The sequence below is a fragment of the Pseudomonas sp. RL_5y_Pfl2_73 genome, assembly GCF_963970515.1.
In the GTDB taxonomy this organism is placed as follows: domain Bacteria; phylum Pseudomonadota; class Gammaproteobacteria; order Pseudomonadales; family Pseudomonadaceae; genus Aquipseudomonas.
On record NZ_CAXAPD010000025.1, the window covers coordinates 24,891 to 48,101 of the forward strand.

General features: G+C 60.4%; 24 protein-coding genes. 18 read left to right on the forward strand and 6 right to left on the reverse strand.

What is annotated here, in order from left to right; genetic code table 11:
* Positions 1-197: 197 nt before the first annotated feature.
* The 8 genes from AACY42_RS21725 (at position 198) to araH (ending at position 8,008) form a co-directional block, all read left to right on the forward strand.
* Positions 198-803, forward strand: a complete 606-nt coding sequence (locus AACY42_RS21725; protein ID WP_339482206.1) for a DUF4823 domain-containing protein — start codon at positions 198-200, stop codon at positions 801-803.
* Positions 804-819: 16 nt separating this feature from the next.
* Positions 820-1,380 carry a DUF1285 domain-containing protein gene (locus AACY42_RS21730; protein ID WP_339482208.1) on the forward strand — a complete coding sequence of 187 codons (561 nt, stop codon included), beginning with the start codon at positions 820-822 and terminating at the stop codon, positions 1,378-1,380.
* A gap of 174 nt (positions 1,381-1,554) precedes the next feature.
* On the forward strand, positions 1,555-2,301 hold the full coding sequence (locus AACY42_RS21735) for a FadR/GntR family transcriptional regulator (RefSeq protein ID WP_339482210.1): 747 nt from the start codon (positions 1,555-1,557) through the stop codon (positions 2,299-2,301).
* Positions 2,298-3,194, forward strand: a complete 897-nt coding sequence (locus AACY42_RS21740; protein WP_339482211.1) for an SMP-30/gluconolactonase/LRE family protein — start codon at positions 2,298-2,300, stop codon at positions 3,192-3,194. Before AACY42_RS21735 ends, AACY42_RS21740 begins: the two co-directional genes overlap by 4 nt.
* Before the next feature lie 215 nt (positions 3,195-3,409).
* On the forward strand, positions 3,410-4,228 hold the full coding sequence (locus AACY42_RS21745) for an SDR family oxidoreductase (RefSeq protein ID WP_339482213.1): 819 nt from the start codon (positions 3,410-3,412) through the stop codon (positions 4,226-4,228).
* A 175-nt stretch (positions 4,229-4,403) separates the two neighbouring features.
* Positions 4,404-5,408 carry a substrate-binding domain-containing protein gene (locus AACY42_RS21750; protein WP_339482214.1) on the forward strand — a complete coding sequence of 335 codons (1,005 nt, stop codon included), beginning with the start codon at positions 4,404-4,406 and terminating at the stop codon, positions 5,406-5,408.
* Between the two features lie 76 nt (positions 5,409-5,484).
* The gene (araG, locus tag AACY42_RS21755) at positions 5,485-7,029 is read left to right on the forward strand and encodes an L-arabinose ABC transporter ATP-binding protein AraG (protein ID WP_339482215.1); all 1,545 of its coding nucleotides are present in this window, start codon (positions 5,485-5,487) and stop codon (positions 7,027-7,029) included.
* Between the two features lie 10 nt (positions 7,030-7,039).
* On the forward strand, positions 7,040-8,008 hold the full coding sequence (araH, locus tag AACY42_RS21760) for an L-arabinose ABC transporter permease AraH (RefSeq protein WP_339482216.1): 969 nt from the start codon (positions 7,040-7,042) through the stop codon (positions 8,006-8,008).
* A 149-nt stretch (positions 8,009-8,157) separates the two neighbouring features.
* Here the strand turns inward: araH and AACY42_RS21765 are convergent, their stop codons facing one another.
* The 3 genes from AACY42_RS21765 to AACY42_RS21775 form a co-directional block, all read right to left on the reverse strand.
* Entirely contained in the window at positions 8,158-8,538 is a 381-nt protein-coding gene (locus tag AACY42_RS21765; protein ID WP_339482217.1) for a Rho termination factor N-terminal domain-containing protein, read from the reverse strand.
* A 32-nt stretch (positions 8,539-8,570) separates the two neighbouring features.
* The gene (locus AACY42_RS21770; RefSeq protein WP_339482218.1) at positions 8,571-8,915 is read right to left on the reverse strand and encodes a hypothetical protein; all 345 of its coding nucleotides are present in this window, start codon (positions 8,913-8,915) and stop codon (positions 8,571-8,573) included.
* A gap of 84 nt (positions 8,916-8,999) precedes the next feature.
* Entirely contained in the window at positions 9,000-9,656 is a 657-nt protein-coding gene (locus tag AACY42_RS21775) for an HD domain-containing protein (protein WP_339482219.1), read from the reverse strand.
* Between the two features lie 117 nt (positions 9,657-9,773).
* Between AACY42_RS21775 and AACY42_RS21780 the strand changes: the two genes are divergently transcribed.
* Complete coding sequence (locus tag AACY42_RS21780) at positions 9,774-10,256, forward strand: GNAT family N-acetyltransferase (protein WP_339482220.1); 483 nt, start codon at positions 9,774-9,776, stop codon at positions 10,254-10,256.
* Positions 10,257-10,259: 3 nt separating this feature from the next.
* On the opposite strand, the gene AACY42_RS21785 is transcribed toward AACY42_RS21780, so the two are convergent.
* Positions 10,260-10,892 (reverse strand): glutathione S-transferase family protein, encoded by a 633-nt coding sequence (locus AACY42_RS21785; protein WP_339482221.1) that lies wholly within the window; start codon positions 10,890-10,892, stop codon positions 10,260-10,262.
* Between the two features lie 189 nt (positions 10,893-11,081).
* Here AACY42_RS21785 and AACY42_RS21790 point away from each other — a divergent pair, with 189 nt between their 5' ends.
* The 5 genes from AACY42_RS21790 (at position 11,082) to AACY42_RS21810 (ending at position 16,172) form a co-directional block, all read left to right on the forward strand.
* Entirely contained in the window at positions 11,082-12,062 is a 981-nt protein-coding gene (locus AACY42_RS21790; protein ID WP_339482222.1) for a 2-dehydro-3-deoxygalactonokinase, read from the forward strand.
* Between the two features lie 19 nt (positions 12,063-12,081).
* A complete protein-coding gene (locus AACY42_RS21795) occupies positions 12,082-12,702 on the forward strand; it encodes a 2-dehydro-3-deoxy-6-phosphogalactonate aldolase (RefSeq protein ID WP_339482223.1) in 621 nt (206 codons plus the stop codon).
* A gap of 49 nt (positions 12,703-12,751) precedes the next feature.
* The gene (gene dgoD / locus AACY42_RS21800) at positions 12,752-13,900 is read left to right on the forward strand and encodes a galactonate dehydratase (RefSeq protein WP_339482224.1); all 1,149 of its coding nucleotides are present in this window, start codon (positions 12,752-12,754) and stop codon (positions 13,898-13,900) included.
* 98 nt (positions 13,901-13,998) lie between these two features.
* Positions 13,999-15,309: an MFS transporter gene (locus AACY42_RS21805; RefSeq protein ID WP_339482225.1), complete on the forward strand. Its 1,311-nt coding sequence runs from the start codon at positions 13,999-14,001 to the stop codon at positions 15,307-15,309.
* A gap of 59 nt (positions 15,310-15,368) precedes the next feature.
* Positions 15,369-16,172: an IclR family transcriptional regulator gene (locus tag AACY42_RS21810; RefSeq protein WP_339482227.1), complete on the forward strand. Its 804-nt coding sequence runs from the start codon at positions 15,369-15,371 to the stop codon at positions 16,170-16,172.
* A 6-nt stretch (positions 16,173-16,178) separates the two neighbouring features.
* Here AACY42_RS21810 and AACY42_RS21815 read toward each other — a convergent pair whose 3' ends face one another.
* Positions 16,179-17,231: an NAD(P)-dependent alcohol dehydrogenase gene (locus tag AACY42_RS21815; RefSeq protein WP_339482229.1), complete on the reverse strand. Its 1,053-nt coding sequence runs from the start codon at positions 17,229-17,231 to the stop codon at positions 16,179-16,181.
* 180 nt (positions 17,232-17,411) lie between these two features.
* Here AACY42_RS21815 and AACY42_RS21820 point away from each other — a divergent pair, with 180 nt between their 5' ends.
* Positions 17,412-18,302 (forward strand): AraC family transcriptional regulator, encoded by an 891-nt coding sequence (locus AACY42_RS21820; protein ID WP_339482231.1) that lies wholly within the window; start codon positions 17,412-17,414, stop codon positions 18,300-18,302.
* Positions 18,303-18,420: 118 nt separating this feature from the next.
* Here AACY42_RS21820 and AACY42_RS21825 read toward each other — a convergent pair whose 3' ends face one another.
* A complete protein-coding gene (locus AACY42_RS21825) occupies positions 18,421-20,085 on the reverse strand; it encodes an electron transfer flavoprotein-ubiquinone oxidoreductase (protein WP_339482233.1) in 1,665 nt (554 codons plus the stop codon).
* 546 nt (positions 20,086-20,631) lie between these two features.
* Here AACY42_RS21825 and AACY42_RS21830 point away from each other — a divergent pair.
* From AACY42_RS21830 to AACY42_RS21840, 3 genes are all read left to right on the forward strand, one after another.
* Complete coding sequence (locus AACY42_RS21830) at positions 20,632-21,381, forward strand: electron transfer flavoprotein subunit beta/FixA family protein (RefSeq protein WP_014339477.1); 750 nt, start codon at positions 20,632-20,634, stop codon at positions 21,379-21,381.
* A 2-nt stretch (positions 21,382-21,383) separates the two neighbouring features.
* Positions 21,384-22,313: an electron transfer flavoprotein subunit alpha/FixB family protein gene (locus AACY42_RS21835; RefSeq protein WP_339482234.1), complete on the forward strand. Its 930-nt coding sequence runs from the start codon at positions 21,384-21,386 to the stop codon at positions 22,311-22,313.
* Between the two features lie 71 nt (positions 22,314-22,384).
* Entirely contained in the window at positions 22,385-23,209 is an 825-nt protein-coding gene (locus AACY42_RS21840; RefSeq protein WP_339482236.1) for a substrate-binding periplasmic protein, read from the forward strand.
* Positions 23,210-23,211: the final 2 nt, after the last annotated feature.

Consider the following 23,211-nt stretch of genomic DNA (forward strand, 5'->3'; position numbering starts at 1 on the left):
GCTGCCGAGTGCAACGAGGCTGCGATCTTTACCCAAACCATTGAGTCGTGAGTGAACGCCCAGTAGATCAAGATCAAAAGATCGCAGCCTTCGGCAGCTCCTACGGGTTATCGCGCACGCTCATCCTGCAAGCTGGCGCAAAAGCTGCATCCCACGACCATTCGCCGGTTTTCCGACACCGGTTTTTGGAGGGTAGGATGCGTAGCCTGGTTTTGCTGCTGGCCGTTTTGGCGCTTGGTGGCTGCATGAATGTCAGCGACATGGGAGAAGGTGTTCGTTACCACATGAGCGACGCCGGCCTGCTGGACCATAGTGACAGCCGTCGTGTGAACAACCTGCGTATTCAGCCCGACTCCTTCATCTACATCGCCCAGGGCGCTTTCGCTCCGCCAGGCAGTGCCTATCCGCGTCCCAACGTCGTGGCCGAGGAAGCCTTCAATGGCTTCATCGAGTATTTCCCCATGGTCCGTCGCGCCCGCACCCCCGAAGGGCTCGATCAGGCCATGGGCGAAGCCCGTTCCGCCGGGGCCCATTATTTGCTGTACACCCGCTTCGCCAAGGCCGACAACCGCATCGGCAACACTGACGAATGGCAGGATGAAGAAGCCTTGGATCGCTTGGGTATCGATACCAGCGTCATTCAAATCATGTTGATCGAGACCAGCACCCAGTATTTGATTGATACTGCACGTATCAAGAGTCGCGGCGGTTTACTGACGTGGCACGACAAGCAGCCCCAGGACCTCATCGCCACGCCTTTGCGTGAATATGCCCGCAGCCTGCTGGGGATGAGCGACGAATAAATAATCAGGAGTCACCATGAGCGGACCGCAAAAAGCCAATGATTTGCTGGGGCAGATCCCCAAGACCAAAGGCCTGCCGCCGGTCCACTTGTGGAATCCCGACTTCTGCGGCCACATCGACATGCGCATCGCCCGGGACGGCACCTGGTACTACCTGGGTACGCCCATCGGACGAAAGCCGATGGTCAAGCTGTTCTCCACCATCATCCGCCGCGACGGCGATGATTACTTTCTGATTACCCCTGTGGAAAAAGTCGGTATCAAGGTTGATGACGCGCCATTCGTGGCCGTGACCCTTGAGGTCGAAGGGCAGGGGGAAGGGCAGTTATTGCGCTTCACCACCAATGTCGAGGAAACCACCGAGGCCGGTGCCGAGCATCCGCTGCGGGTGGTGATCGATCCCCAGAGCCAGGAGCCCGCGCCCTACGTGCATGTGCGCAGCAATCTCGAAGCGCTGATCCATCGAAACGTGTTCTACCAACTGGTGGAGCTGGCGGTCAGCCGCGAGATCGATGGGCAGCGCTGGTTGGGCGTGTGGAGCGGCGGCGAATTTTTTCCCATCGGCCTGGAACCATAACCCCTGTGGGAGCGGGCTTGCTCGCGAAGGCGCCGGCACATCCAACCTCTTCTCAACTGACCCACCGCTATCGCGAGCAGGCTCGCTCCCACAGTGGTAGGCAAAATTCAAATTGACACCCAATCATATGATGATTAGCGTGGGCCTCCAATAAAAGTGACCCGCGGGGTTTTCATGTCCAGCAGTTTTCATGCATCGACCGTCGATTGGCTGGGGGGCTGGATAGCCGCCGGCCAGGTCAAGCCTGGGCAAACCATCAAGGTCGAGGCGGACTTGGGCGAGCAACTGGGCGTCAGTCGCACGGTGATTCGCGAGGCGATCAAGACTCTGGTAGCCAAAGGCATGCTGGAAGTCGGGCCGAAAGTCGGCACGCGGGTGTTGCCGGTGCGGCGCTGGAATCTGTTCGACCCCCAAGTGGTTGGCTGGCTGTCACGCAGCGGCCTGCCGGAAAACTTTGTCGATGACTTGCTGGACCTGCGTCGCACCATCGAGCCGATGGCGGTGCGCTGGGCCTGTGAGCGGGCCACGGCCGATCAGGTGCAGGCGATCCGCCTGGCCTACCATGCGCTGGAACGGGCGGTGGACAGCGGTGCTGATTACAACCGCGCCGACCAGTTTTTCCATGAGTGCATCCTCGCTGCCAGCCATAATCAGTTCATCGAGCAAATGGTCCCGGCCCTTGGTGCGCTGCTGGCGGTGTCGTTCGAAGTATCGGCGGCCGACCCGGATGAGCTGCGCCGCACCTTGCCCATCCACAAGGACATCGCCGACGCCATCGGCGCCCGTGACGCGGCGCGTGGCGTCTGGGCCTGTATGACCCTGATCGATAACGCTGACCTGGCCATCAAACGTTTTTACCCCAATGTCATGGCCGGTCGAACAGACGCTGCCGGGCAAGCCGGGAACGGGAGGTTTCAATGAAGTGGATGGCTGTGACGGAGCACCGGGCAAAGTTGGGCGAGGGACCTTTCTGGGACGAGCTGACCCAGGCGTTGTATTGGGTCGATATCGTCGGCAAGCAGGCACTGCGCCTGATCGGCGCCAACGTACAGATCTGGCAGATGCCCGAGCATGTGTCCGCTTTCATTGCGACCCAGAGTGGCGACGCCTTGGTGACCCTGAGCAGTGGGGTCTACCGCCTCGATCTCGATTCTCCGGGCCTGGAGCCGCGCCTGACGCTGCTGTGCATGGCCGATCCCCAGCCTGGCAATCGCGCCAATGAGGCCCGTTGCGACGCCCTGGGTCAACTCTGGCTCGGCACCATGCAGAACAATATCGGTGACGAAGGCGAGGATTTGCCGATCAAGCGGCGTTCCGGCGGGCTGTTTCGCGTCGCGGGTGATGGCCGGGTCACGCCCTTGTTGCGCGGGCTGGGTATTCCGAACACCTTGCTCTGGAGCCCCGATGGCACCACGGTGTATTTCGGTGAGAGCCTGGATGGCACGTTGTATCGGCACTTTATCTACCCTGATGGCACCCTAGCGCCTGCCGAAGTCTGGTTCGGCCCGCACCCGCGTGGTGGCCCGGATGGTTCGGCGATGGATGCCCGAGGCTACATCTGGAATGCCCGCTGGGACGGCAGTTGCCTGTTGCGGCTGAACCCGGACGGGGAGGTTGATCGGGTGATCGAACTGCCCGTCAGCCGCCCGACCAGTTGTGTGTTCGGCGGCGAAGACCTCAAGACGTTGTACATCACCAGTGCGGCGAGCCCATTGGGTCATCCGCTGGACGGTGCTGTGCTGTCGATGCGTGTCGATGTGCCTGGCGTGGCGTGTACAAGGTTTGCAAGTAATATCCCAAAATATGGGATCTAAATATATATATTGAGATTATTTGGCGGTCGGGTTTATAGTCGGCTCCATCGGCAATACACACTCACACTAAAAAAACAAAACAGGTGAAGTGATGCAGCGATCTTTCCCCTTACGCCCCGGCGGCGTATGCCGGCCACTGTTCTTTCAAGCGCCTTTGCGCCGGTCATCCGTGGATGCCCGGTTTTTGTCGTGCCCGTGCGCAGGAGGTTTTAACCATGGCTGAGCCCTTGGTTTTGCCACCCGTGCCGGAGCCACCGAAGGGCGAGCGCCTGAAAAACAAGGTCGTGCTGTTGACCGGTGCCGCCCAAGGCATTGGCGAGGCCATCGTCGCGGCGTTCGCGTCGCAACAGGCTCGGCTGGTGATCAGTGACATCCAGGCGCAAAAGGTCGAGGCGGTGGCCGCCCACTGGCGTGAGCACGGGGCCGATGTGCAAGCGCTGCAGGCCGATGTGTCGAAGCCGCAGGACTTGCAGGCCATGGCCCGTCGCGCCGTTGAGCTGCATGGCCGTATCGATGTGTTGGTCAACTGCGCCGGCGTCAATGTCTTCCGTGACCCGCTGCAAATGTCCGAAGAAGACTGGCGCCGTTGCTTCGCCATCGACCTGGATGGCGCCTGGTACGGTTGCAAGGCAGTGTTGCCACAGATGATCGAGCAGGGCGTGGGCAGCATCATCAACATTGCCTCCGTCCATTCGTCCCACATCATTCCCGGCTGTTTTCCTTACCCGGTGGCCAAGCATGGCCTGCTCGGTCTGACTCGCGCCCTGGGCATCGAATACGCACCCAAAGGGTTACGCGTCAACGCCATCGCACCGGGTTATATCGAAACCCAGCTGAACGTCGACTACTGGAACGGTTTTGCCGACCCCCATGCCGAACGCCAGCGTGCGCTGGATTTGCACCCGCCACGGCGCGTCGGGCAACCGATCGAAGTGGCAATGACGGCTGTGTTCCTGGCCAGTGACGAAGCTCCGTTTATCAATGCCTCATGCATCACCATCGATGGAGGACGTTCGGTCATGTACCACGACTGAATATTCCTGGATTGCAGTCGGAAACTTCGCCTGCAATCCAATCATCATACGATATGACTATTCAGGCCTATGCTGTGTAGCCACTTGATGTAACCGCCCAGCCTGCGCATTTTCACCGACGGTGGAGCAGAGCCCTGGACGTTTGGCTTTCAATAAAAAAAACAAGGAGTCAACTATGAATCATCGTCGTGGGATCCGTTCCCTGTGTCGCGCCGCCCTGGCGGTTACCGCGGTCAGCCTTAGCAGCAACTTGCTGGCGGCTGATCCCGTAAAAATCGGTTTCCTGGTCAAGCAGGCCGAGGAACCTTGGTTCCAGACCGAATGGGCGTTCGCCGAGAAGGCGAGCAAGGACAAAGGCTTTGAGTTGATCAAGATCGCCGTGCCTGATGGCGAGAAGACCCTCTCGGCCATCGACAGCCTGGCCGCCAACGGTGCCAAGGGCTTCGTGATCTGCCCGCCGGACGTATCCCTTGGCCCGGCCATCGTGGCCAAGGCCAAGCTCAACAATCTCAAGGTGATTGCTGTGGACGACCGTTTCGTCGACGCCAGCGGCAAGTTCATGGAAGACGTGCCGTACCTGGGCATGGCGGCATTCGAGGTGGGCCAGAAGCAGGGCGACGCGATGGTGGCTGAAGCGAAAAAGCGCAACTGGGATTGGAAGGATACCTACGCGGTCATCAACACCTACAACGAACTGGACACTGGCAAGAAGCGCACTGACGGTTCGGTCAAGTCCCTTGAGGAGGCCGGCATCCCAAAAGACCACATCCTCTTCGCCGCCCTGAAGACCCTCGACGTACCCGGCAGCATGGACTCCACCAACTCGGCCTTGGTTAAACTGCCAAGCGCCGCGAAAAACCTGATCATCGGCGGCATGAACGACAACACCGTGCTGGGCGGCGTGCGCGCCACGGAAGCGGCCGGGTTCAAGGCGGCCAATGTTATTGGCATCGGCATCAACGGCACCGACGCCATCGGTGAACTGAAAAAGCCTAACAGCGGCTTCTTCGGTTCGATGCTGCCAAGTCCGCACATCGAAGGCTACAAGACCGCTGAAATGATGTACGAGTGGATCACCACCGACAAGGAACCGCCGAAGTACACCGCCATGGACGAGGTAACGCTGATCACCCGGGAGAACTTCAAGCAGGAGCTGGAAAAGATCGGCCTGTGGAACTGACGGTCGGTTGATTCAGAAGCGGCCCCTGGTCACATGAGTGGCGGGGTCGCTTGATCTCTGTAAGTTCGAGGTGGTTATGCAAGCGCAAACAGCGACACGGCAACACAACATCGGCGCCAGCTTGCGGTTCAACGGGATCGGCAAATCCTTTCCCGGCGTGCAGGCGCTGGCCAATATCAGTTTTGTCGCGCATCCGGGGCAGGTGCATGCCTTGATGGGCGAGAACGGCGCGGGCAAGTCCACGTTGCTGAAGATCCTCGGGGGCGCCTACATCCCGAGCAGTGGCGACTTGCAGATCGGCGAACAGACGATGGCGTTCAAAGGCACCGCTGACAGCATCGCCAGTGGTGTGGCGGTGATTCACCAGGAGCTGCATCTGGTGCCGGAAATGACCGTCGCGGAAAACCTGTTTCTCGGCCATTTACCGGCGCGTTTCGGCCTGGTCAATCGTGGCGTACTGCGCCAGCAGGCACTGACGCTGCTCAAAGGCCTGGCCGACGAAATCGACCCGCAGGAAAAAGTCGGTCGCCTGTCCCTCGGCCAGCGTCAATTGGTGGAAATCGCCAAGGCCTTGTCTCGTGGCGCCCATGTCATTGCCTTCGACGAACCCACCAGTAGCCTGTCGGCCCGGGAAATCGACCGTTTGATGGCGATCATTGCCCGCTTGCGAGACGAGGGCAAAGTGGTGCTGTACGTCAGCCATCGCATGGAAGAAGTATTCCGTATCTGTAATGCGGTGACGGTGTTCAAGGACGGTCGTTATGTACGGACCTTCGAAAACATGAGCGAGCTGACCCATGATCAACTCGTCACGTGCATGGTCGGTCGCGACATCCAGGACATCTATGACTACCGTCCTCGAGAGCGCGGCGATGTGGCGCTGCAAGTGAGGAACCTGCTGGGGCCGGGCTTGCGCGAATCGGTGAGTTTCCAGGTGCACAAGGGCGAGATCCTCGGCTTGTTCGGGCTGGTCGGTGCCGGTCGTACCGAGCTGCTGCGCTTGCTCAGTGGCTTGGAGCGCCAGCGCGAGGGAAGTCTCGTGCTGCATGGCAAGGAACTGAAACTGCGTTCACCAAGGGATGCCATCGCCGCTGGCGTGCTGCTGTGCCCGGAAGATCGCAAGAAGGAAGGCATCATCCCGTTGGGCAGCGTGGGTGAGAACATCAACATCAGTGCGCGCCCGGCTCATTCCGCGCTTGGCTGCCTGTTGCGTGGCGACTGGGAACGGGGCAACGCCGACAAGCAGATCAAATCGCTGAAAGTGAAGACGCCGGCGGCCAGCCAGAAAATCATGTACCTGTCCGGCGGCAATCAGCAGAAGGCTATTCTTGGTCGCTGGCTGTCGATGCCGATGAAAGTCCTGTTGCTGGACGAGCCCACTCGCGGCATCGACATCGGCGCCAAGGCGGAGATCTACCAGATTATCCACAACCTGGCGGCCGAGGGCATCGCGGTGATTGTGGTGTCCAGCGACCTGATGGAGGTGATGGGCATTTCCGACCGAATCCTGGTGCTCTGCGAAGGGGCCATGCGCGGCGAGCTGCCGCGTGACCAGGCCAACGAATCCAACCTGCTGCAACTGGCGCTGCCGCGCCAACGCGTTGCCGACGCGGCGAACTGAGAGGTAAATCATGACCATTCAAAACAATGCACTGCCAACGGCACGCAAACCCCTGGACCTGCGCCGCTTCCTGGATGACTGGGTCATGCTGCTGGCGGCCGTCGGCATCTTCGTGCTCTGCACCCTGATGATCGACAACTTCCTGTCGCCGCTGAACATGCGCGGGCTGGGCCTGGCGATTTCCACCACCGGCATCGCGGCCTGCACCATGTTGTATTGCCTGGCGTCCGGGCACTTTGATTTGTCGGTCGGTTCGGTGATTGCCTGTGCCGGCGTGGTCGCGGCGGTGGTGATGCGCGACACCAACAGCGTGTTCCTCGGCGTCAGCGCGGCGCTGGTGATGGGCTTGATCGTCGGTCTGGTCAACGGCATCGTCATCGCCAAACTGCGAGTCAATGCGTTGATCACTACCCTGGCGACCATGCAGATCGTCCGTGGCCTGGCCTACATCTTCGCCAGCGGCAAAGCAGTGGGTGTGTCGCAGGAATCGTTCTTCGTGTTTGGCAACGGCCAATTGTTCGGCGTGCCGGTGCCGATCCTGATCACCATCGCCTGCTTCCTGTTTTTCGGCTGGCTGCTGAATTACACCACCTATGGGCGCAACACCATGGCCATTGGTGGCAACCAGGAAGCGGCGTTGTTGGCGGGGGTGAACGTTGATCGCACCAAGATTATCATCTTTGCCGTGCATGGCTTGATCGGCGCCTTGGCCGGGGTGATCCTGGCGTCGCGCATGACCTCGGGCCAGCCGATGATCGGCCAAGGCTTCGAACTGACCGTGATCTCGGCTTGCGTGCTGGGTGGGGTGTCGTTGAGCGGTGGCATCGGCATGATCCGTCACGTCATTGCAGGCGTGCTGATTTTGGCGATCATCGAAAACGCGATGAACCTGAAGAACATCGACACCTTCTACCAATACGTCATCCGCGGCTCGATCCTGCTGCTGGCGGTGGTGATCGACCGCTTGAAGCAACGCTGAACCTTGCAGCAACCGGGCCGGCCGCTTTCGCGAGCAGGCTCGCTCCCACAGGTTTTGTGCCAGGGCGCAGCACCCCGGCACAGCGCAGGTCCAATGTGTGGGAGCGGGCTTGCTCGCGAAGGCGTTCCTCCAGATACAGACACCGACGCTCACCCCGCCTTGCGCAACGCCTCTATCAATTCCTGCTTACGCATCTTCGAGCGCCCGGGAATGTTTTTCGCCCGGGCTTCCGTCATCAAGCTGTCCACGGCCTGGGTCGCACGGGAGGTTTTGCTGGTGCGCGGCTGGCCTTCGCGGGTCTTGGCAGCGCGGCGGGCCGATTCCTTGCGGTCGGTTTTCTTGGCCCTTGCCGGTTTTTCCTTGCCTGAACCACCGGAGCGTTCGCCACCACCGGACTGCTTGTTCACGGTCGCCCAGGCGCGTGCCTCGGCTTCGTTTTCGGACACACCTTTTTTCTCGTAACTTTTTTCAATGTGTGCGGCCTTGCGTTTTTGTTCGGCGGTGTATTTGTCTTTGCTTCCACGAGTCATGGGATGTTCCTCCTCAAATGCCTGAGCAGAGGCTATTGGCTGGCGGCGCCCCCTTCGGAGCCCGAACCACCGGTCGTGGTTTTCGAGCCCACTCCAGTCTCGGCATTATCAGGTGCAGTCGAGTCCGGTGTATTCATGCCGCCTTGGCGCCCCGTGTCATTACCCTGCACGCGCGGATCGGTGCCAGTGGCGGGTGGCTGGCCATTGTTCAGGCCGTCGCCAGTACCGTCGTTGTCCAACTTGGGCAGGCCTTGCGTGGCGGGGGAGTTGGGCGCTTGCACGGGATCGGTAGGCCCGGTGCCGGAGGTGGAAGCTGCGAAGGCCATCGAGGACAGCAGCGCGGCGAAGGTGAATGCGGTCAGCCTTGAAGTGGTCATGGGTGTCGCCTCCATTTTTTAGAATGCTTTCCCGATCTTGGGCCTCGCTGGATTTGGGTTGGTGCCTCGGGTGCGACGAATGGTCTAGCCGTCGAGTCCGGCTTCTTCCATGAATTGCTCCATGAAGCTTTTCAGTTTTTCGTGACGGATCAGCGCCATGTGTTGCCCGGTGGCGGTCTGGAAACCGTCGGCCAGGTGCAACAATTTGGTCTGGAAATGATCAAGGCAGAAGCGTCGGTCATCGTAATCCCGGGACTTGGCCTGCGGATCCTGAGGGTCATAGAGCGCGCTGCCCATGCGTCCGGCCACATAAAATGTGCGGGCTACACCGAGCAGGCCCAATGAGTCGAGGCGGTCGGCGTCCTGGAGAATTCTGGCTTCGAGTGTGATCGCTGCGACATTGGCCGAAAAACTGTGAGCCTCGATGGCATGGGCAATGGCGCTGATTTTTTCGTTTGACCAGTTCAGTGTCGACAACAGCGTCGATGCCTTTTTCGCTGCCAGGCGAGAGGCCTCGGCGCGCAGCGGTGAGTTTTTTTCCACCGCCACACAGTCATGCAGCAACGTTGCCGCCAGCAGGATAAGCAGATCACCGCCTTCCTGGCGATGAAGCAAGCGTACGTTGTGCCAGACCCGTTGCAGGTGTGACAGATCGTGAGCGCCATCCTCCGATGGCTCCAATGCATGAGGCAGCAATTGGGCCGCGACGGTTTGAAAAGGTGCAAAGGCGGCAGCGGTCATGACAGATCCTTTGTATGTCAGTACTTCGAGGGTTCGTGGATGATGTTCATTTTCATATGTGACGAGCGCCCCGTGGCGGCTTAGTATGGCGCTTTCAATTGGCTACAAGGCCTGTTCATGTCGATCGAGATCCGTCCCGCGCAACCCAGCGATGCGCTTCAAATCCTTGCCTTCATCACCGAGCTGGCTGATTACGAAAAGGCCCGCCACGAAGTCATCGCCAGTGTGGCGGACATCGAGCGCAGCCTGTTCAGCGAGGGCGCAACCGCCCATGGGCTGATCTGCCTGCGTGACGGCGTGCCGATTGGTTACGCGGTGTTTTTCTTCAGTTATTCCACCTGGCTGGGCAGCAACTGCCTGTACCTCGAAGACCTGTACATCACGCCTGAACAGCGCGGTGGTGGGGCGGGCAAGACGTTGCTGCGCCATCTGGCTAAAGTTGCCTGTGACAACGATTGCGGACGCTTCGAATGGAGCGTGCTGGACTGGAACACGCCGGCCATCGAGTTCTACAAATCCCTCGGCGCGCAACCCCAGGAAGAGTGGGTGCGCTACCGAATGGACGGCAAGGTGCTACGGGATTTCGCTAACGGCAATTGAAATTCACGAGTAGGCGCTGGATGCATACTCGGCAAATCCCGGGCGCTGTTCGAGCCGCTTGCAATAGGCGGTCACCGCTGGATAGTCCGGGCGTTCCATGGGCGTCTGGCGCCAGCGGTGGGCGGACAGGCCAATGAGCACGTCCGCGAGGGAAAATGCCGTACCGGCCACGTAGGCGCCGGTGCGGTTCAATTGCTGCTCCAGCAAACCCATCTTCTCGTTCCAGCCTTTGACGCCTTTGGCGATGAGCTGTGGGTCCTGGAAATCCGGGTGTTTGCGCACCAGTCCGTAGAACGCATCGCCCCATGACGGGTTGAGCTCTGTGGCTTGCCAGTCCATCCATTGTTCGACGCGCGCCCGTGCGGCAGGTTCGACGGGCAGCAGATCGCTGGGCCCATGCTTGCCCACCAAGTAGCGGCAAATAGTGTTCGACTCCCAGAACACGCCGTTTTCATCGATGATCACCGGTACCTGGGCGTTGGGATTCAAGGCCAGGAACGCCGGGTCATGGGTCGAGGCAAAGCCGATGCCCCAATCTTCGCGCTCGTAGGCGATGTCCAGTTCCTGGCAGGTCCACAACACTTTTCTGACGTTGATCGAGGAAGTGCGGCCGAGGATTTTCAGCAGTTGTCCCATCACTTTTTCCCTGAGTTGTTTGGCGTCCGGTGAGAAACGTAGCAGGGTCTTGGACGGATGGCGATTGGCTTTTGGGTTGACTCATGTTTTCCCTATATATGGGATTGATATTTATATATTGAGATTTTTTTCGCGCCAAGGTTTATAGTCCGTCTCACTCACTGCCAACAATCAAAACAGGTGAAACGGATGCAGGCGCAATTGATTGCGCTCGATTGGGGGACCACCTCATTACGGGCTTACAAACTCGCCGCCGGGGGCGAGGTGCTCGAACAGCGCTCGCTGTCATCGGGAATCATGCAGTTGCCGTCCGGGCCGCGAAGCGTGGCCGGACGGGTGTGCATCGACGGTTTTGAACTGGCCTTCGACGAGGCCTGTGGCGACTGGCTCGATGCGCAGCCTGGCCTGCCTGTGATTGCCTGCGGCATGGTCGGCAGTGCTCAGGGCTGGCGTGAAGCGCCGTACTGCGACACACCCGCCAACGTCGCCAATCTCGGACATTCCCTACAAGCCGTTCGCAGCCTTCGCGGTGTCGATGTGCACATCGTGCCGGGGGTGATTCAGCGTTCACGCTTGCCCAATGTCATGCGCGGTGAAGAAACCCAGGTGCTCGGCGCCTTGCACAGCTTGCCGGATGAAGCGGTGCTGATCGGCCTGCCCGGCAGTCATTCGAAATGGGTGGAAGTGGCCGATGGCTGCATCGTGCATTTCGACACCTTCATGACCGGCGAGATTTTCGCCGTGCTCAGTGACCACAGCATTCTCGGCCGTACCCAGCAACGGAGTACGACCTTCGATGGCGTGGCCTTTGATCGTGGCGTGCAGGTGGCGTTGTCGGTGGACGGCCAGATCGGTCCGTTGTCCACGGTGTTCAGCGCCCGCAGCCTGGGCTTGACCGGCGAGCTGGCCGCCAGCGCCCAGGCGGATTACCTCTCGGGCCTATTGATCGGCCATGAGTTGACGGCGCTGGCCGAGGTGCAGCGTCGACGACGCGACAGCCTCCATCTGCCGACGGTGGTGCTGATCGGCAACTCCCAACTCTGTGTCCGTTATCAACGGGCCCTCGACGCTTGCGGCTTCGCCCGGGTGGTCTTGGCCGAACAGGCCACTGAACGCGGTTTGTGGCAACTGGCCGTGGCGGCCGGGTTGCTCGGTTCCACCGCCCCTTGAACCTGATTGGAGGTCTGACATGCTCACACAAGCACTGGCGCACAACGGGCTGATCGCGATCCTGCGTGGTCTGCGTCCCGAAGAGGCGGCGGCCATCGGCGAAGTCCTGTACAGCGCCGGATTTCGCGTGATCGAAGTGCCGCTCAATTCCCCCGAGCCGTACGAAAGCATCCGCATCCTGCGCAGTACCTTGCCCGCCGATTGCCTGATCGGTGCCGGCACCGTGCTCATGCCGGAACAGGTCGAGCAAGTGAAAGCCGTCGGTGGCCAAGTGATCGTCATGCCCCACAGCGATCCGAAGGTGTTGCGTGCCGCAAAAGCGGCGGGTTTGTATTTGTCGCCAGGCGTCGCCACGCCCACCGAAGCCTTCGCCGCACTGGCCGAAGGCGCCCATGTACTGAAGATGTTTCCCGCCGAGCAAATGGGCCCGGCGGTGGTCAAGGCCTGGCTCGCGGTGCTGCCGGCCGGGACCGTGCTGGTGCCGGTGGGCGGGATTACGCCAGACAACATGGCGGTGTTCGTCGAAGCCGGTGTCAAGGGTTTTGGTCTCGGTTCCGGGCTGTTCAAGCCGGGCCTGACAGCGGACGAAGTGGCAGTGCGCGCCAAGGCCTACGTGGCCGCATGGAGCGCCTTGAACTGAAGACTTTTCCAGCGCCCCGTGCGCTGCATCTGATAAGAGAGACAACACGATGAAAATCACCAAGCTGACTACGTTTATCGTTCCGCCGCGCTGGTGCTTTCTCAAGATCGAGACGGATGAGGGCGTGACCGGTTGGGGCGAGCCCGTGGTCGAAGGCCGTGCCCACACGGTGGCGGCGGCTGTCGAGGAATTGTCTGACTACCTGATTGGCAAAGACCCACGCAACATCGAAGACATCTGGACGGTGCTGTATCGCGGCGGCTTCTACCGCGGTGGGGCCATTCACATGAGCGCCCTGGCCGGCATTGACCAAGCGTTGTGGGACATCAAGGGCAAGGCCTTGGGTGTGTCGGTCAGCGACCTGCTGGGCGGCCAGGTGCGCGACAAGATCCGTGTGTATTCGTGGATCGGCGGCGACCGACCGGCGGACACCGCTCGCGCGGCGAAAGAAGCCGTGGCGCGGGGCTTCACCGCTGTGAAGATGAACGGCACCGAGGAGCTGCAGTTTCTCGACACTTATGAAAAAGTCGACCTGGCCCTGGCCAACGTGGCGGCGGTGCGGGATGCGGTAGGGCCGAACGTCGGCATTGGCGTGGACTTCCACGGCCGGGTGCACAAGCCGATGGCCAAGGTGCTGATGAAGGAACTCGATCCCTACAAGCTGATGTTCATCGAAGAGCCGGTGCTCAGCGAAAACTACGAAGCCCTCAAAGAATTGGCGCCGCTGACCAGCACCCCGATTGCCCTGGGCGAGCGGTTGTTCTCGCGCTGGGACTTCAAGCGTGTACTCAGCGAAGGCTACGTGGACATCATCCAGCCGGATGCGTCCCACGCCGGCGGTATCACCGAAACCCGCAAGATCGCCAACATGGCCGAGGCCTACGACGTGGCCCTGGCGCTGCACTGCCCGCTGGGCCCCATCGCCTTGGCGGCGTGCTTACAACTGGATGCGGTCTGCTACAACGCGTTCATCCAGGAGCAGAGCCTGGGTATCCACTACAACGAGAGCAACGACCTGCTGGATTACATCAAGGATCCGCAGGTGTTCGACTACGACAAGGGCTTCGTGAAAATCCCCAACGGCCCGGGCCTGGGCATTGAGATCAACGAGGAATACGTCATTGAGCGCGCGGCCATCGGTCACCGCTGGCGCAACCCGATCTGGCGTCATGCCGATGGCAGTTTTGCCGAGTGGTGATTTGCGCCTGAGTACTGCGCGGGAACCGAGGAATCTTGTGGGAGCAAGGCTTGCTCAATCCTTGCCGTATTCGACAAATATAAAAAGAGGCACCTCACATGCAAGCGCACACCCTGAGCGCGCAGGCGTCGTTGGTGACGCCCAGCCGTAAGCGTTTTTTCATCATGGTCCTGCTGTTCATCACCGTAGTGATCAATTACCTGGACCGCAGCAACCTCTCGATTGCCGCTCCCGCATTGACCCGCGACCTGGGCATCGATCCGATTCATGTCGGGCTGATTTTCTCGGCGTTCGGCTGGACCTACGCCGCCATGCAGATCCCCGGTGGCTGGCTGGTGGATCGAGTGCCGCCGCGCATTCTGTATAGCGTGGCGTTGCTGTTATGGTCGCTGGCCACGGTGATGCTGGGTTTCGCCGCAAGTTTCATCGCGCTGTTCGTGCTGCGCATGGCGGTCGGTGCCCTGGAAGCGCCGGCTTATCCGATCAACAGCCGCGTGGTCACCACCTGGTTTCCTGAGCGCGAGCGGGCCACGGCCATCGGTTTCTACACCTCCGGGCAGTTTGTTGGGCTGGCCTTCCTGACCCCGGTGTTGGCCTGGCTGCAACACACCTTCGGTTGGCACATGGTGTTTGTCGCCACGGGCGCGGTGGGCATTCTCTGGGCGGCAATCTGGTACGCGGTGTATCGCGAGCCGCGGGATTTCAAAGGCGCCAATGCCGCCGAAATCGAACTGATCCGCGAAGGCGGCGGGTTGGTGGATATCCAGGCCGATACCGCCAAGGCCAAGGCGAAATTCAGCTGGACTGATTTGGGGATTGTCCTGACCCAACGCAAATTGTGGGGCATTTACCTGGGACAGTTTTGCCTCAACTCCACGCTGTGGTTTTTCCTGACGTGGTTTCCGACTTACCTGGTGAAATATCGCGGCATGGACTTCATCAAGTCCGGCCTGCTGGCGTCGTTGCCGTTTCTCGCGGCGTTTGTCGGCGTGCTGTGCGCCGGTTTTTTCTCCGACTGGCTGATTCGGCGCGGTGCCACCGTGGGGTTTGCGCGCAAGCTGCCGATCATTGGTGGGTTGCTGATCTCGACCTCGATCATCGGCGCCAACTTTGTTGAGTCGACGCCGCTGGTGATCGGTTTCCTGGCTTTGGCGTTCTTCGGCAATGGCCTGGCGTCGATCACCTGGTCGCTGGTCTCCACCTTGGCGCCGGCACGGTTGCTCGGGCTGACGGGCGGGGTGTTCAACCTCATCGGCAACCTGGCGGCCATCGCCACGCCGATCGTCATTGGCTTTCTCGCCAGCGGCGATTCATTTGCCCCGGCCATCACCTATATCGCTGTTCTGGCATTGGCTGGGGCGCTGTCCTACATCCTGCTGGTCGGGAAGGTCGAGCGCATCGAGTTGTAGTCCGACGGGGCGGGCGACCATAATGCCGGCCGTTCCCCGCTCACTGTTGAAGGCCGGCTATGCAGCAAGACGATCCAAAAATCACCAAGGACGCCGCGCCCACAGGCACGCAGACATTGTTGCGCGGCCTGGGTGTGGTCCAGGCGGTCGCCAGCGGTGCGCGTGACTTGAAGGAAATCGCCCGGCTGATCGGCACTACCCGCAGCACCACTCATCGCCTGGCCAGTTGCCTGGTGGACGAACGTTACCTGCGCGTGGTGCCGCAAGTGGGTTACCTGCTGGGGCCGAAATTGATCGAGCTGGGCTTTCAGGCCCGGGAAGAGTTGCCACTAGTGAGCCTGGCGGGGCCGTATCTGGATGAGCTGTCGGCGCTCACCGGGGACACCGTTCACTTGGCGATTCGCGAGGATGACGAAGTCTTGTACCTGCTGAAGAATCCGGGGCGCAACGGTCCGGAAATGCGCTCGCGCGTAGGCCATCGCATGCCGTTGGCGCGCACCGGGATCGGCAAGGCGCTGATGCTTGATGACTCGCAGGAACAATGGAAGCGACTGTATGAAATCAGCCTGCCAGCCGCTGGGAAGAATCAATTCTGGCCCCAGCATCAGGAGCAATCCTGGGAACAGTTCCAGCAACGGATGGTGGAGTATGTGGCGGGGGGCTACGCCTTCGACCTGGAAGACAACGAACCGTCGATTCGGTGCGTGGCAGCACCGATCCGTGACGCCGGCAAGCGCATCGTCGCCGGCATCAGCATCGCCAGCACCGTGCCGTACATGCCGCTGGAAAAAATGGCCGAGCTGATTCCCCTGGTCAAAGGGGTCACTGCCCGGCTGTCGGCGGAACTGGGCGCCAAGGTTTGACGAGCGTCAGGCCTTGAGCGTGGCCATGTCGATGACGAAGCGGTATTTCACATCCCCAGCGATCATGCGGCTGTAGGCCTCGTTGATCTGGCGGATGTCGAGCATTTCAATGTCGCAACTGATCTGGTGTTCGGCGCAGAAATCCAGCACCTCCTGGGTTTCTGCGACACCGCCGATCAGTGAACCGGCCAGGACGCGGCGACCCATGATCAGTTTTGCCGCGTGTACCGGCGGATCGACCGGTTCGACCAGGCCGACGATGATGTGCACTCCGTCGAAACGCAGCGTGTCGAGGTAGGGATTGAGGTCGTGCTGCACCGGAATGGTGTCCAGCAGGAAGTGGAATCGTCCGGCTGCGGCGGCCATCTGTTTGGCGTCGGTGGACACGATCACATGGTCGGCGCCCTGGCGACGGGCTTCTTCAGCCTTGCTCGCCGAGCGGGTGAATAATGTCACTTCTGCGCCCATGGCCTTGGCGAATTTGATGCCCATGTGGCCCAGGCCGCCCATGCCCAGCACGCCAACCTTGTCGCCAGCCTTCACACCATAGTGCTTGAGGGGAGAGTAGGTGGTGATGCCTGCGCAGAGAAGTGGCGCGGCGCTGGCCGGGTCGAGTGCTGCCGGAATGCGCAGCACAAAGTGCTCACTGACCACGATGCTGTTGGAGTAACCGCCCATGGTGTGGCCGCCACTCACGCGGTCCGGGCTGGCGTAGGTCTGAGTCATGCCTTCCAGGCAGTATTGCTCCAGGTCGGCGCGGCAAGCTTCGCACTCGCGGCAGGAGTCGACCATGCAGCCCACGCCGACCAAATCGCCTGCTTCATAGCGGGTGACATTCGCACCGACAGCGGTGACTTTGCCGATGATTTCATGGCCGGGCATCAGCGGGTAAACGGCAATACCCCATTCATTGCGGGCTTGGTGGATGTCGGAATGGCAGACGCCGCAGTAGAGAATGTCGATCGCCACATCGTCGGCTCGTGGGCTGCGACGCTCGAACTTCATGGGGGCGAGGGGGGTGGTGGCCGATTGGGCGGCATAGCCGATGGCTGTGTACATGATGGACCTCGCTAAGCAGTGAACGGTGAGGCGATCTATTCTGGGAGCACCAGCGGCAGGTGGCGATGGCGATTCCTCCGTCTGTCATGCCTAATCCTCCGGTCTTGGCCAGGATTTGATCCTCAGTGGCGTCAGACCTGCGATGATGGTTTCGTCCCTTTTTTCGTGAAGTTTTCGCCCATGTTGTTGACCCGTCATCTCGATGCCAACGCCACGCTGGTTTCACTGATAGAACCCCTGGCGACCCGCGACGGTTTCATCCCTACGCGACTGCCCGGCGTGCAAGCGCTTCGCGCCAGCCAGGACGTCGCCCGTGGTCCGCAGCTCTACGAGCCGAGCCTGGTGATCATCGCCCAGGGCAGCAAACTGGCGTACCTGGGGCCGCGCACACTGGAATATGGCGCCGGGCACTATCTGATCCAGGCCTTGCCGGTGCCGTTCGAATGCGAAACCTACGCCATGCCCAATGCTCCGCTGCTGGGGGTTTCCGTTGCGATCGACCGGGCGATGTTGGGCGAACTGGTGCTGGCCATGGGGCTGGTGCCGGGGCGGAGCCTGGTGCCCCAGACGCTGGAATCAATGACCTGTGCAGTGCTCGATGACGCCATGCGTGGGTGTGTCGAACGCTTGTTGCGCTGCCTGCACGATCCATTGGAATGCCAGGTCATGGGCCAGGCGCGGCTGCGGGAGTTGCTGTTCGTCGCGTTGCGCGGGCCCCAGGCCGATGTGCTGCGGGCGCTGGTGGAGCAGCAAGGCCAATTCGCCCGGATTGCCGCGGCCCTGAGCCATTTGCACGCGCACTTCACTGAACCGCTGAACGTCGAGACATTGGCCAGTTGCGCGAACATGAGCGCCTCGACCTTCCATGAGCATTTCAAGCGCAGCACGTTGTTGTCGCCCGTGCAGTACCTCAAGCGTTTACGCCTGCTCAAGGCCCAGCGACTGCTGCTCGCCGAGGGCATGGGTGTGGCCCAGGTTGCGCACCTGGTGGGGTATCAGAGCTCGTCGCAGTTCAGCCGGGAGTACAAGCGCTACTTTGAACGCAGCCCCGGGGAAGAGCGCGCCGCCTGAGTCTCTGAAAATCCCTTGTGGGAGCGGACTTGCTCCCACATTTGGACGGCGGTGTTTGTTGGATTACAGGCAACAAAAAGGCCCCCATTGCGGGAGCCTTGATGTTCAGTGCAACGGCTTACATGTTCGGGTAAGTCGGTCCACCGGCGCCTTCCGGCGACACCCAGGTGATGTTCTGCGAAGGGTCCTTGATGTCACAGGTCTTGCAGTGCACACAGTTCTGGGCGTTGATCTGGAAGCGCTTCTCGCCGTCTTCCTTGGTCACCACTTCGTACACGCCCGCCGGGCAGTAGCGCTGGGCCGGTTCGTCGTACAACGGCAGGTTCTTGCTGATCGGGATGCTCGGGTCGGTCAGCTTCAGGTGGCAGGGCTGTTCTTCTTCGTGGTTAGTACCGGAGATGAACACCGAGCTGAGTTTGTCGAAGCTGATCTTGCCGTCCGGTTTCGGGTAGTCGATTTTCTTGCAATCGGCTGCCAGCTTGAGGCAAGCGTAGTCGGGCTTGGTGTCGTGCAAGGTGAACGGAATTTTGCCGCCGAGGATGTTCTGGTCGAACCAGTTGAAGCCGGCGCCGAGGATCGGCCCGAACTTGTGCATCGCTGGGCCGAAGTTTCGGCTGGCGAACAACTCTTCATAGAGCCAGCTGGCTTTGAAACGGTCGACGTAGGTGGTCAATTCATCACCGCCTTCGCCGCCTGACAGCAACGCTTCAGCCACCGATTCGGCAGCGAGCATGCCGGATTTCATCGCAGTATGGCTGCCCTTGATCTTGGCTACGTTCATGGTACCCAGGTCGCAGCCGATCAATGCGCCACCCTTGAAGACCATTTTCGGCAGCGAATTGATACCACCCTTGGCCAGTGCACGGGCGCCGTAGCTGATGCGCTTGCCACCTTCGAGGTACTGCTTGAGCACCGGGTGATGCTTGAGGCGCTGGAACTCGTCGAACGGCGACAGGAACGTGTTGCTGTAGGACAGGTCGACGATCAGGCCGACCACCACTTGATTGTTTTCCAGGTGATAAAGGAAAGAACCGCCGGTATTCTCGGTGCCCATGATGTTCAGCGGCCAGCCGGCGGTGTGCACCACCAGGCCTGGTTGGTGCTTGGCCGGGTCGATTTCCCAGATTTCCTTCAGGCCGATGCCGTAGTGCTGGGCGTCGGCGTCGCTGTCCAGGTCGAAGCGCTTGATCAGTTGCTTGCCGATGTGGCCACGGCAGCCTTCGGCGAACAGCGTGTATTTGCCGCGCAGTTCCATGCCAGGGGTGTAAAGGCCTTCCTTCGGATTGCCTTCACGGTCGACACCCAGGTCGCCGGTAATGATCCCGCGCACTACGCCGTTCTCGTCGAACAGCGCTTCCTGGGCGGTGAAACCCGGGTAGATTTCCACGCCCAGGTTCTCGGCCTGCTGGGCCAGCCAGCGGCACAGGTTGCCCAGGGAAATAATATAGTTGCCTTCGTTGTGCATGGTCTTGGGCACAAAGAAGTCAGGGATTTTGCTCGCGGCCTCGGCGTTTCTCAGGACATAAATGTCATCGCGTACGACGGGCGTGTTCAACGGGGCGCCGAGTTCTTTCCAGTCCGGGAACAGCTCGTTCAGGGCGCGGGGTTCGAACACCGCACCGGAGAGGATGTGTGCCCCAACCTCGGAGCCTTTTTCGACCACGCAGACGCTGATTTCCTTACCGGCTTCGGCGGCCTTCTGTTTCAGTCGGCAAGCGGCAGACAGGCCAGCGGGGCCGGCGCCGACGATGACCACGTCGAATTCCATGTATTCGCGTTCCACAGGGCTCTCTCCTACTCAAGGCTCACAGTTTTTTCTAATTGGAGGTTTGGCGTTGCATTCGTTGTTTCCCTCGCGAAAAGCGACGAAAGCGACAATGGATGAAACGCGTGTCTCTCTTAAGCGGCGCATTATATCTACACCACTCTCAGGGTCCAATACAAACGTTTGTTTGAAATTGCCGCAGCCCAGATAAATCACTGACGTACGGCTTATGACTGACCATTTTGCCGTATTGACCGGAATAGGCGTTCCGGTCAAGATACGGGCGGTTTTGCGCTCGCCGTAGGCTGACTGTTGGTTTCAAGAGCACCTCTAAAGACAGGGCGAAGGCAGCACAACGTGACGCATTGCGTGGTTCTGACGCGCAGTTTACACGCCGAGATAATGAATGACTCATCAGTCATCACTGACGAATGGTCTTCATTGCCGTGAGCTGGGTCATGTGTGGTTCATGCCGGCGTTTTTAGAGGTGCCCTTGCGCCCATGAGCATCAACCGCCAGGTTCGCCTAGGCGACTTTTTTTCACCGGAGAGTAACGAGGAATCCATGAAGGTTCTTGTAGCTGTCAAACGAGTGGTCGACTATAACGTCAAGGTTCGCGTCAAGGCGGACAACTCCGGCGTCGACCTCGCCAACGTCAAGATGTCGATGAACCCTTTCTGCGAAATCGCCGTAGAAGAAGCCGTGCGCTTGAAGGAAAAAGGCGTGGCGACTGAGATCGTCGTCGTCTCCATCGGCCCGACCACCGCCCAGGAACAACTGCGCACCGCGCTGGCACTGGGTGCTGATCGCGCCATCCTCGTCGAATCCGCCGAAGACCTGACCTCCCTGGCCGTGGCCAAGCTGCTCAAGGCCGTTGTCGACAAGGAACAGCCATCGCTGGTGATCCTCGGCAAGCAGGCCATCGACAGCGACAACAATCAGACCGGCCAGATGCTCGCTGCATTGAGCGGCTACGGCCAGGGCACCTTTGCTTCGAAAGTCGAAGTGTCCGGCGACAGCGTTGCCGTGACCCGCGAAATCGACGGCGGCGCGCAGACCGTTTCCCTGAAACTACCGGCCATCGTCACCACCGACCTGCGTTTGAACGAGCCACGCTATGCGTCGCTGCCAAACATCATGAAAGCCAAGAAGAAGCCGCTTGAAGTGCTGACGCCTGACGCTTTGGGCGTTTCCACCGCCTCCACCAACAAGACCCTCAAAGTCGAAGCGCCGGCTGCACGCAGCGCGGGCATCAAGGTCAAGTCGGTGGCTGAACTGGTCGAGAAACTGAAAAACGAAGCGAAGGTGATCTGATCATGACTATCCTCGTAATCGCCGAACACGATAACAAGGCGCTGGCTCCGGCCACGCTGAACACTGTTGCTGCCGCTGCCAAAATCGGTGGCGATATTCACGTGCTGGTGGCTGGCCAGGGCGCTGGCGCCGTGGCTGAAGCCGCTGCGAAAATCGCTGGCGTGGCCAAAGTGCTGTCGGCCGACAACGCCGCCTACGCGCACCAACTGCCGGAAAACGTTGCACCGCTGGTAGCCGAGCTGGGCAACGGCTACAGCCACATCCTGGCTGCCGCGACTTCCAACGGCAAGAACATCCTGCCGCGCGTGGCCGCCGCACTGGACGTCGACCAGATCTCCGAAATCATCTCGGTAGAAAGCGCCGACACCTTCAAGCGTCCGATCTACGCCGGCAACGCCATTGCCACCGTGCAATCGAACGCTGCGGTCAAGGTCATCACAGTCCGCGCCACCGGTTTCGACCCGGTTGCCGCTGAAGGTGGCTCGGCTGCTGTTGAAGCCGTAGGCGCTGCCCATGACGCCGGCATCTCCAGCTTCGTCAACGAAGAACTGGCCAAGTCCGACCGTCCTGAACTGACCGCCGCCAAGATCGTCGTTTCCGGCGGCCGTGGCATGCAGAACGGTGACAACTTCAAGCACCTGTACGCCCTGGCCGACAAGCTGGGCGCCGCCGTCGGTGCCTCCCGTGCCGCGGTCGACGCCGGTTTCGTACCCAACGACATGCAGGTCGGCCAGACCGGCAAGATCGTTGCGCCACAGCTGTACATTGCCGTCGGTATCTCCGGCGCGATTCAGCACTTGGCCGGCATGAAAGACTCCAAGGTGATCGTTGCGATCAACAAGGACGAAGAAGCACCGATCTTCCAGGTGGCCGACTATGGCCTGGTCGCGGACTTGTTCGACGCCATCCCTGAGCTGGAGAAGCTGGTCTAATCCGGCGTCTTCACTTATAAAGAGCCCGGCCCTTTGGCCGGGCTTTTTATTTATCAGAGGAACGTATCGCCATGGAATTGCGCCGTTTGGCTGGCTGGTCGTTGCTGTGGACGTTGGCGCTCGTGCCAGGCCTGTCTGCCGCCGCCGGCAAATGTGAACGACTGATCGCCACCGGCAGCCCGGATGCGCCGCCCTATCTCTGGCAGGACCCTCAGGACCCCAAGCACTTGATTGGTGCCGGTGCCGACCTGCTGGCGCAGGTCGCGCAGGAACTGGGGGTCAAGATCGAACTGCTGTATGCCGGCAAGCACGCCCAGGCGTTGGGCGAAGTACGCAGTGGGCGCATGGACCTGTTCACCGACGTTCCGCTGACCGTTACCGGGCTTGAAGTGCTGGATTACGTGCATCCGCCCTTGCTCGAAAACGATTACCTGGTCTGGACCCGCAAGGACTCGACGCTGGTTATCAACCAGCCCACAGACCTTTACGGTCATCCCGGGGCCTTGTCGGAAAAGGCCCACATGACCCAGGGGTTCGACGTCTTTTCCGAGCAGCAATTGTCCCTGGTGCGCACGCCGGACCTGACCCAGGCCTTTCAGAAACTGCTGCTGGGCGAGGTGGAATATGTCCTGGCGGGTCGCTACTCGGGCCTGGCAATGGTGCAGACACTGGGAATGGCCAACGATCTGCAAGCCGCACCGCAACCGGTGGACAAACCCGGACTGTTCCTCGCGATTTCCCATAACTCCGCCTGCAATGACCCATGGTTACGCGGACAGCTGGCGCAAAAGATGACAGAATTGGCCGCGTCCGGCCTGGCAGAGGCTGTGTTGCAACGCAATCTCGAACGTTGGAATACACAGTTGCAGCCATCTGTCAGTGCCCCAAAACAGTAGGG

Bases quoted from the DNA above. Each gene is read 5' to 3' on its own strand.
- AACY42_RS21805 (WP_339482225.1), top strand. From the start codon at position 13,999: ATGCAAGCGCACACCCTGAGCGCGCAGGCGTCGTTGGTGACGCCCAGC.
- AACY42_RS21730 (WP_339482208.1), top strand. From the start codon at position 820: ATGAGCGGACCGCAAAAAGCCAATGATTTGCTGGGGCAGATCCCCAAG.
- AACY42_RS21840 (WP_339482236.1), top strand. From the start codon at position 22,385: ATGGAATTGCGCCGTTTGGCTGGCTGGTCGTTGCTGTGGACGTTGGCG.
- AACY42_RS21815 (WP_339482229.1), bottom strand. From the start codon at position 17,231: ATGTACACAGCCATCGGCTATGCCGCCCAATCGGCCACCACCCCCCTC.
- AACY42_RS21765 (WP_339482217.1), bottom strand. From the start codon at position 8,538: ATGACTCGTGGAAGCAAAGACAAATACACCGCCGAACAAAAACGCAAG.
- AACY42_RS21750 (WP_339482214.1), top strand. From the start codon at position 4,404: ATGAATCATCGTCGTGGGATCCGTTCCCTGTGTCGCGCCGCCCTGGCG.
- dgoD (WP_339482224.1), top strand. From the start codon at position 12,752: ATGAAAATCACCAAGCTGACTACGTTTATCGTTCCGCCGCGCTGGTGC.
- AACY42_RS21790 (WP_339482222.1), top strand. From the start codon at position 11,082: ATGCAGGCGCAATTGATTGCGCTCGATTGGGGGACCACCTCATTACGG.
- AACY42_RS21725 (WP_339482206.1), top strand. From the start codon at position 198: ATGCGTAGCCTGGTTTTGCTGCTGGCCGTTTTGGCGCTTGGTGGCTGC.
- araG (WP_339482215.1), top strand. From the start codon at position 5,485: ATGCAAGCGCAAACAGCGACACGGCAACACAACATCGGCGCCAGCTTG.
- AACY42_RS21740 (WP_339482211.1), top strand. From the start codon at position 2,298: ATGAAGTGGATGGCTGTGACGGAGCACCGGGCAAAGTTGGGCGAGGGA.
- AACY42_RS21785 (WP_339482221.1), bottom strand. From the start codon at position 10,892: ATGGGACAACTGCTGAAAATCCTCGGCCGCACTTCCTCGATCAACGTC.
- AACY42_RS21745 (WP_339482213.1), top strand. From the start codon at position 3,410: ATGGCTGAGCCCTTGGTTTTGCCACCCGTGCCGGAGCCACCGAAGGGC.
- araH (WP_339482216.1), top strand. From the start codon at position 7,040: ATGACCATTCAAAACAATGCACTGCCAACGGCACGCAAACCCCTGGAC.
- AACY42_RS21830 (WP_014339477.1), top strand. From the start codon at position 20,632: ATGAAGGTTCTTGTAGCTGTCAAACGAGTGGTCGACTATAACGTCAAG.
- AACY42_RS21795 (WP_339482223.1), top strand. From the start codon at position 12,082: ATGCTCACACAAGCACTGGCGCACAACGGGCTGATCGCGATCCTGCGT.
- AACY42_RS21735 (WP_339482210.1), top strand. From the start codon at position 1,555: ATGTCCAGCAGTTTTCATGCATCGACCGTCGATTGGCTGGGGGGCTGG.
- AACY42_RS21820 (WP_339482231.1), top strand. From the start codon at position 17,412: ATGTTGTTGACCCGTCATCTCGATGCCAACGCCACGCTGGTTTCACTG.
- AACY42_RS21780 (WP_339482220.1), top strand. From the start codon at position 9,774: ATGTCGATCGAGATCCGTCCCGCGCAACCCAGCGATGCGCTTCAAATC.
- AACY42_RS21775 (WP_339482219.1), bottom strand. From the start codon at position 9,656: ATGACCGCTGCCGCCTTTGCACCTTTTCAAACCGTCGCGGCCCAATTG.
- AACY42_RS21770 (WP_339482218.1), bottom strand. From the start codon at position 8,915: ATGACCACTTCAAGGCTGACCGCATTCACCTTCGCCGCGCTGCTGTCC.
- AACY42_RS21810 (WP_339482227.1), top strand. From the start codon at position 15,369: ATGCAGCAAGACGATCCAAAAATCACCAAGGACGCCGCGCCCACAGGC.
- AACY42_RS21835 (WP_339482234.1), top strand. From the start codon at position 21,384: ATGACTATCCTCGTAATCGCCGAACACGATAACAAGGCGCTGGCTCCG.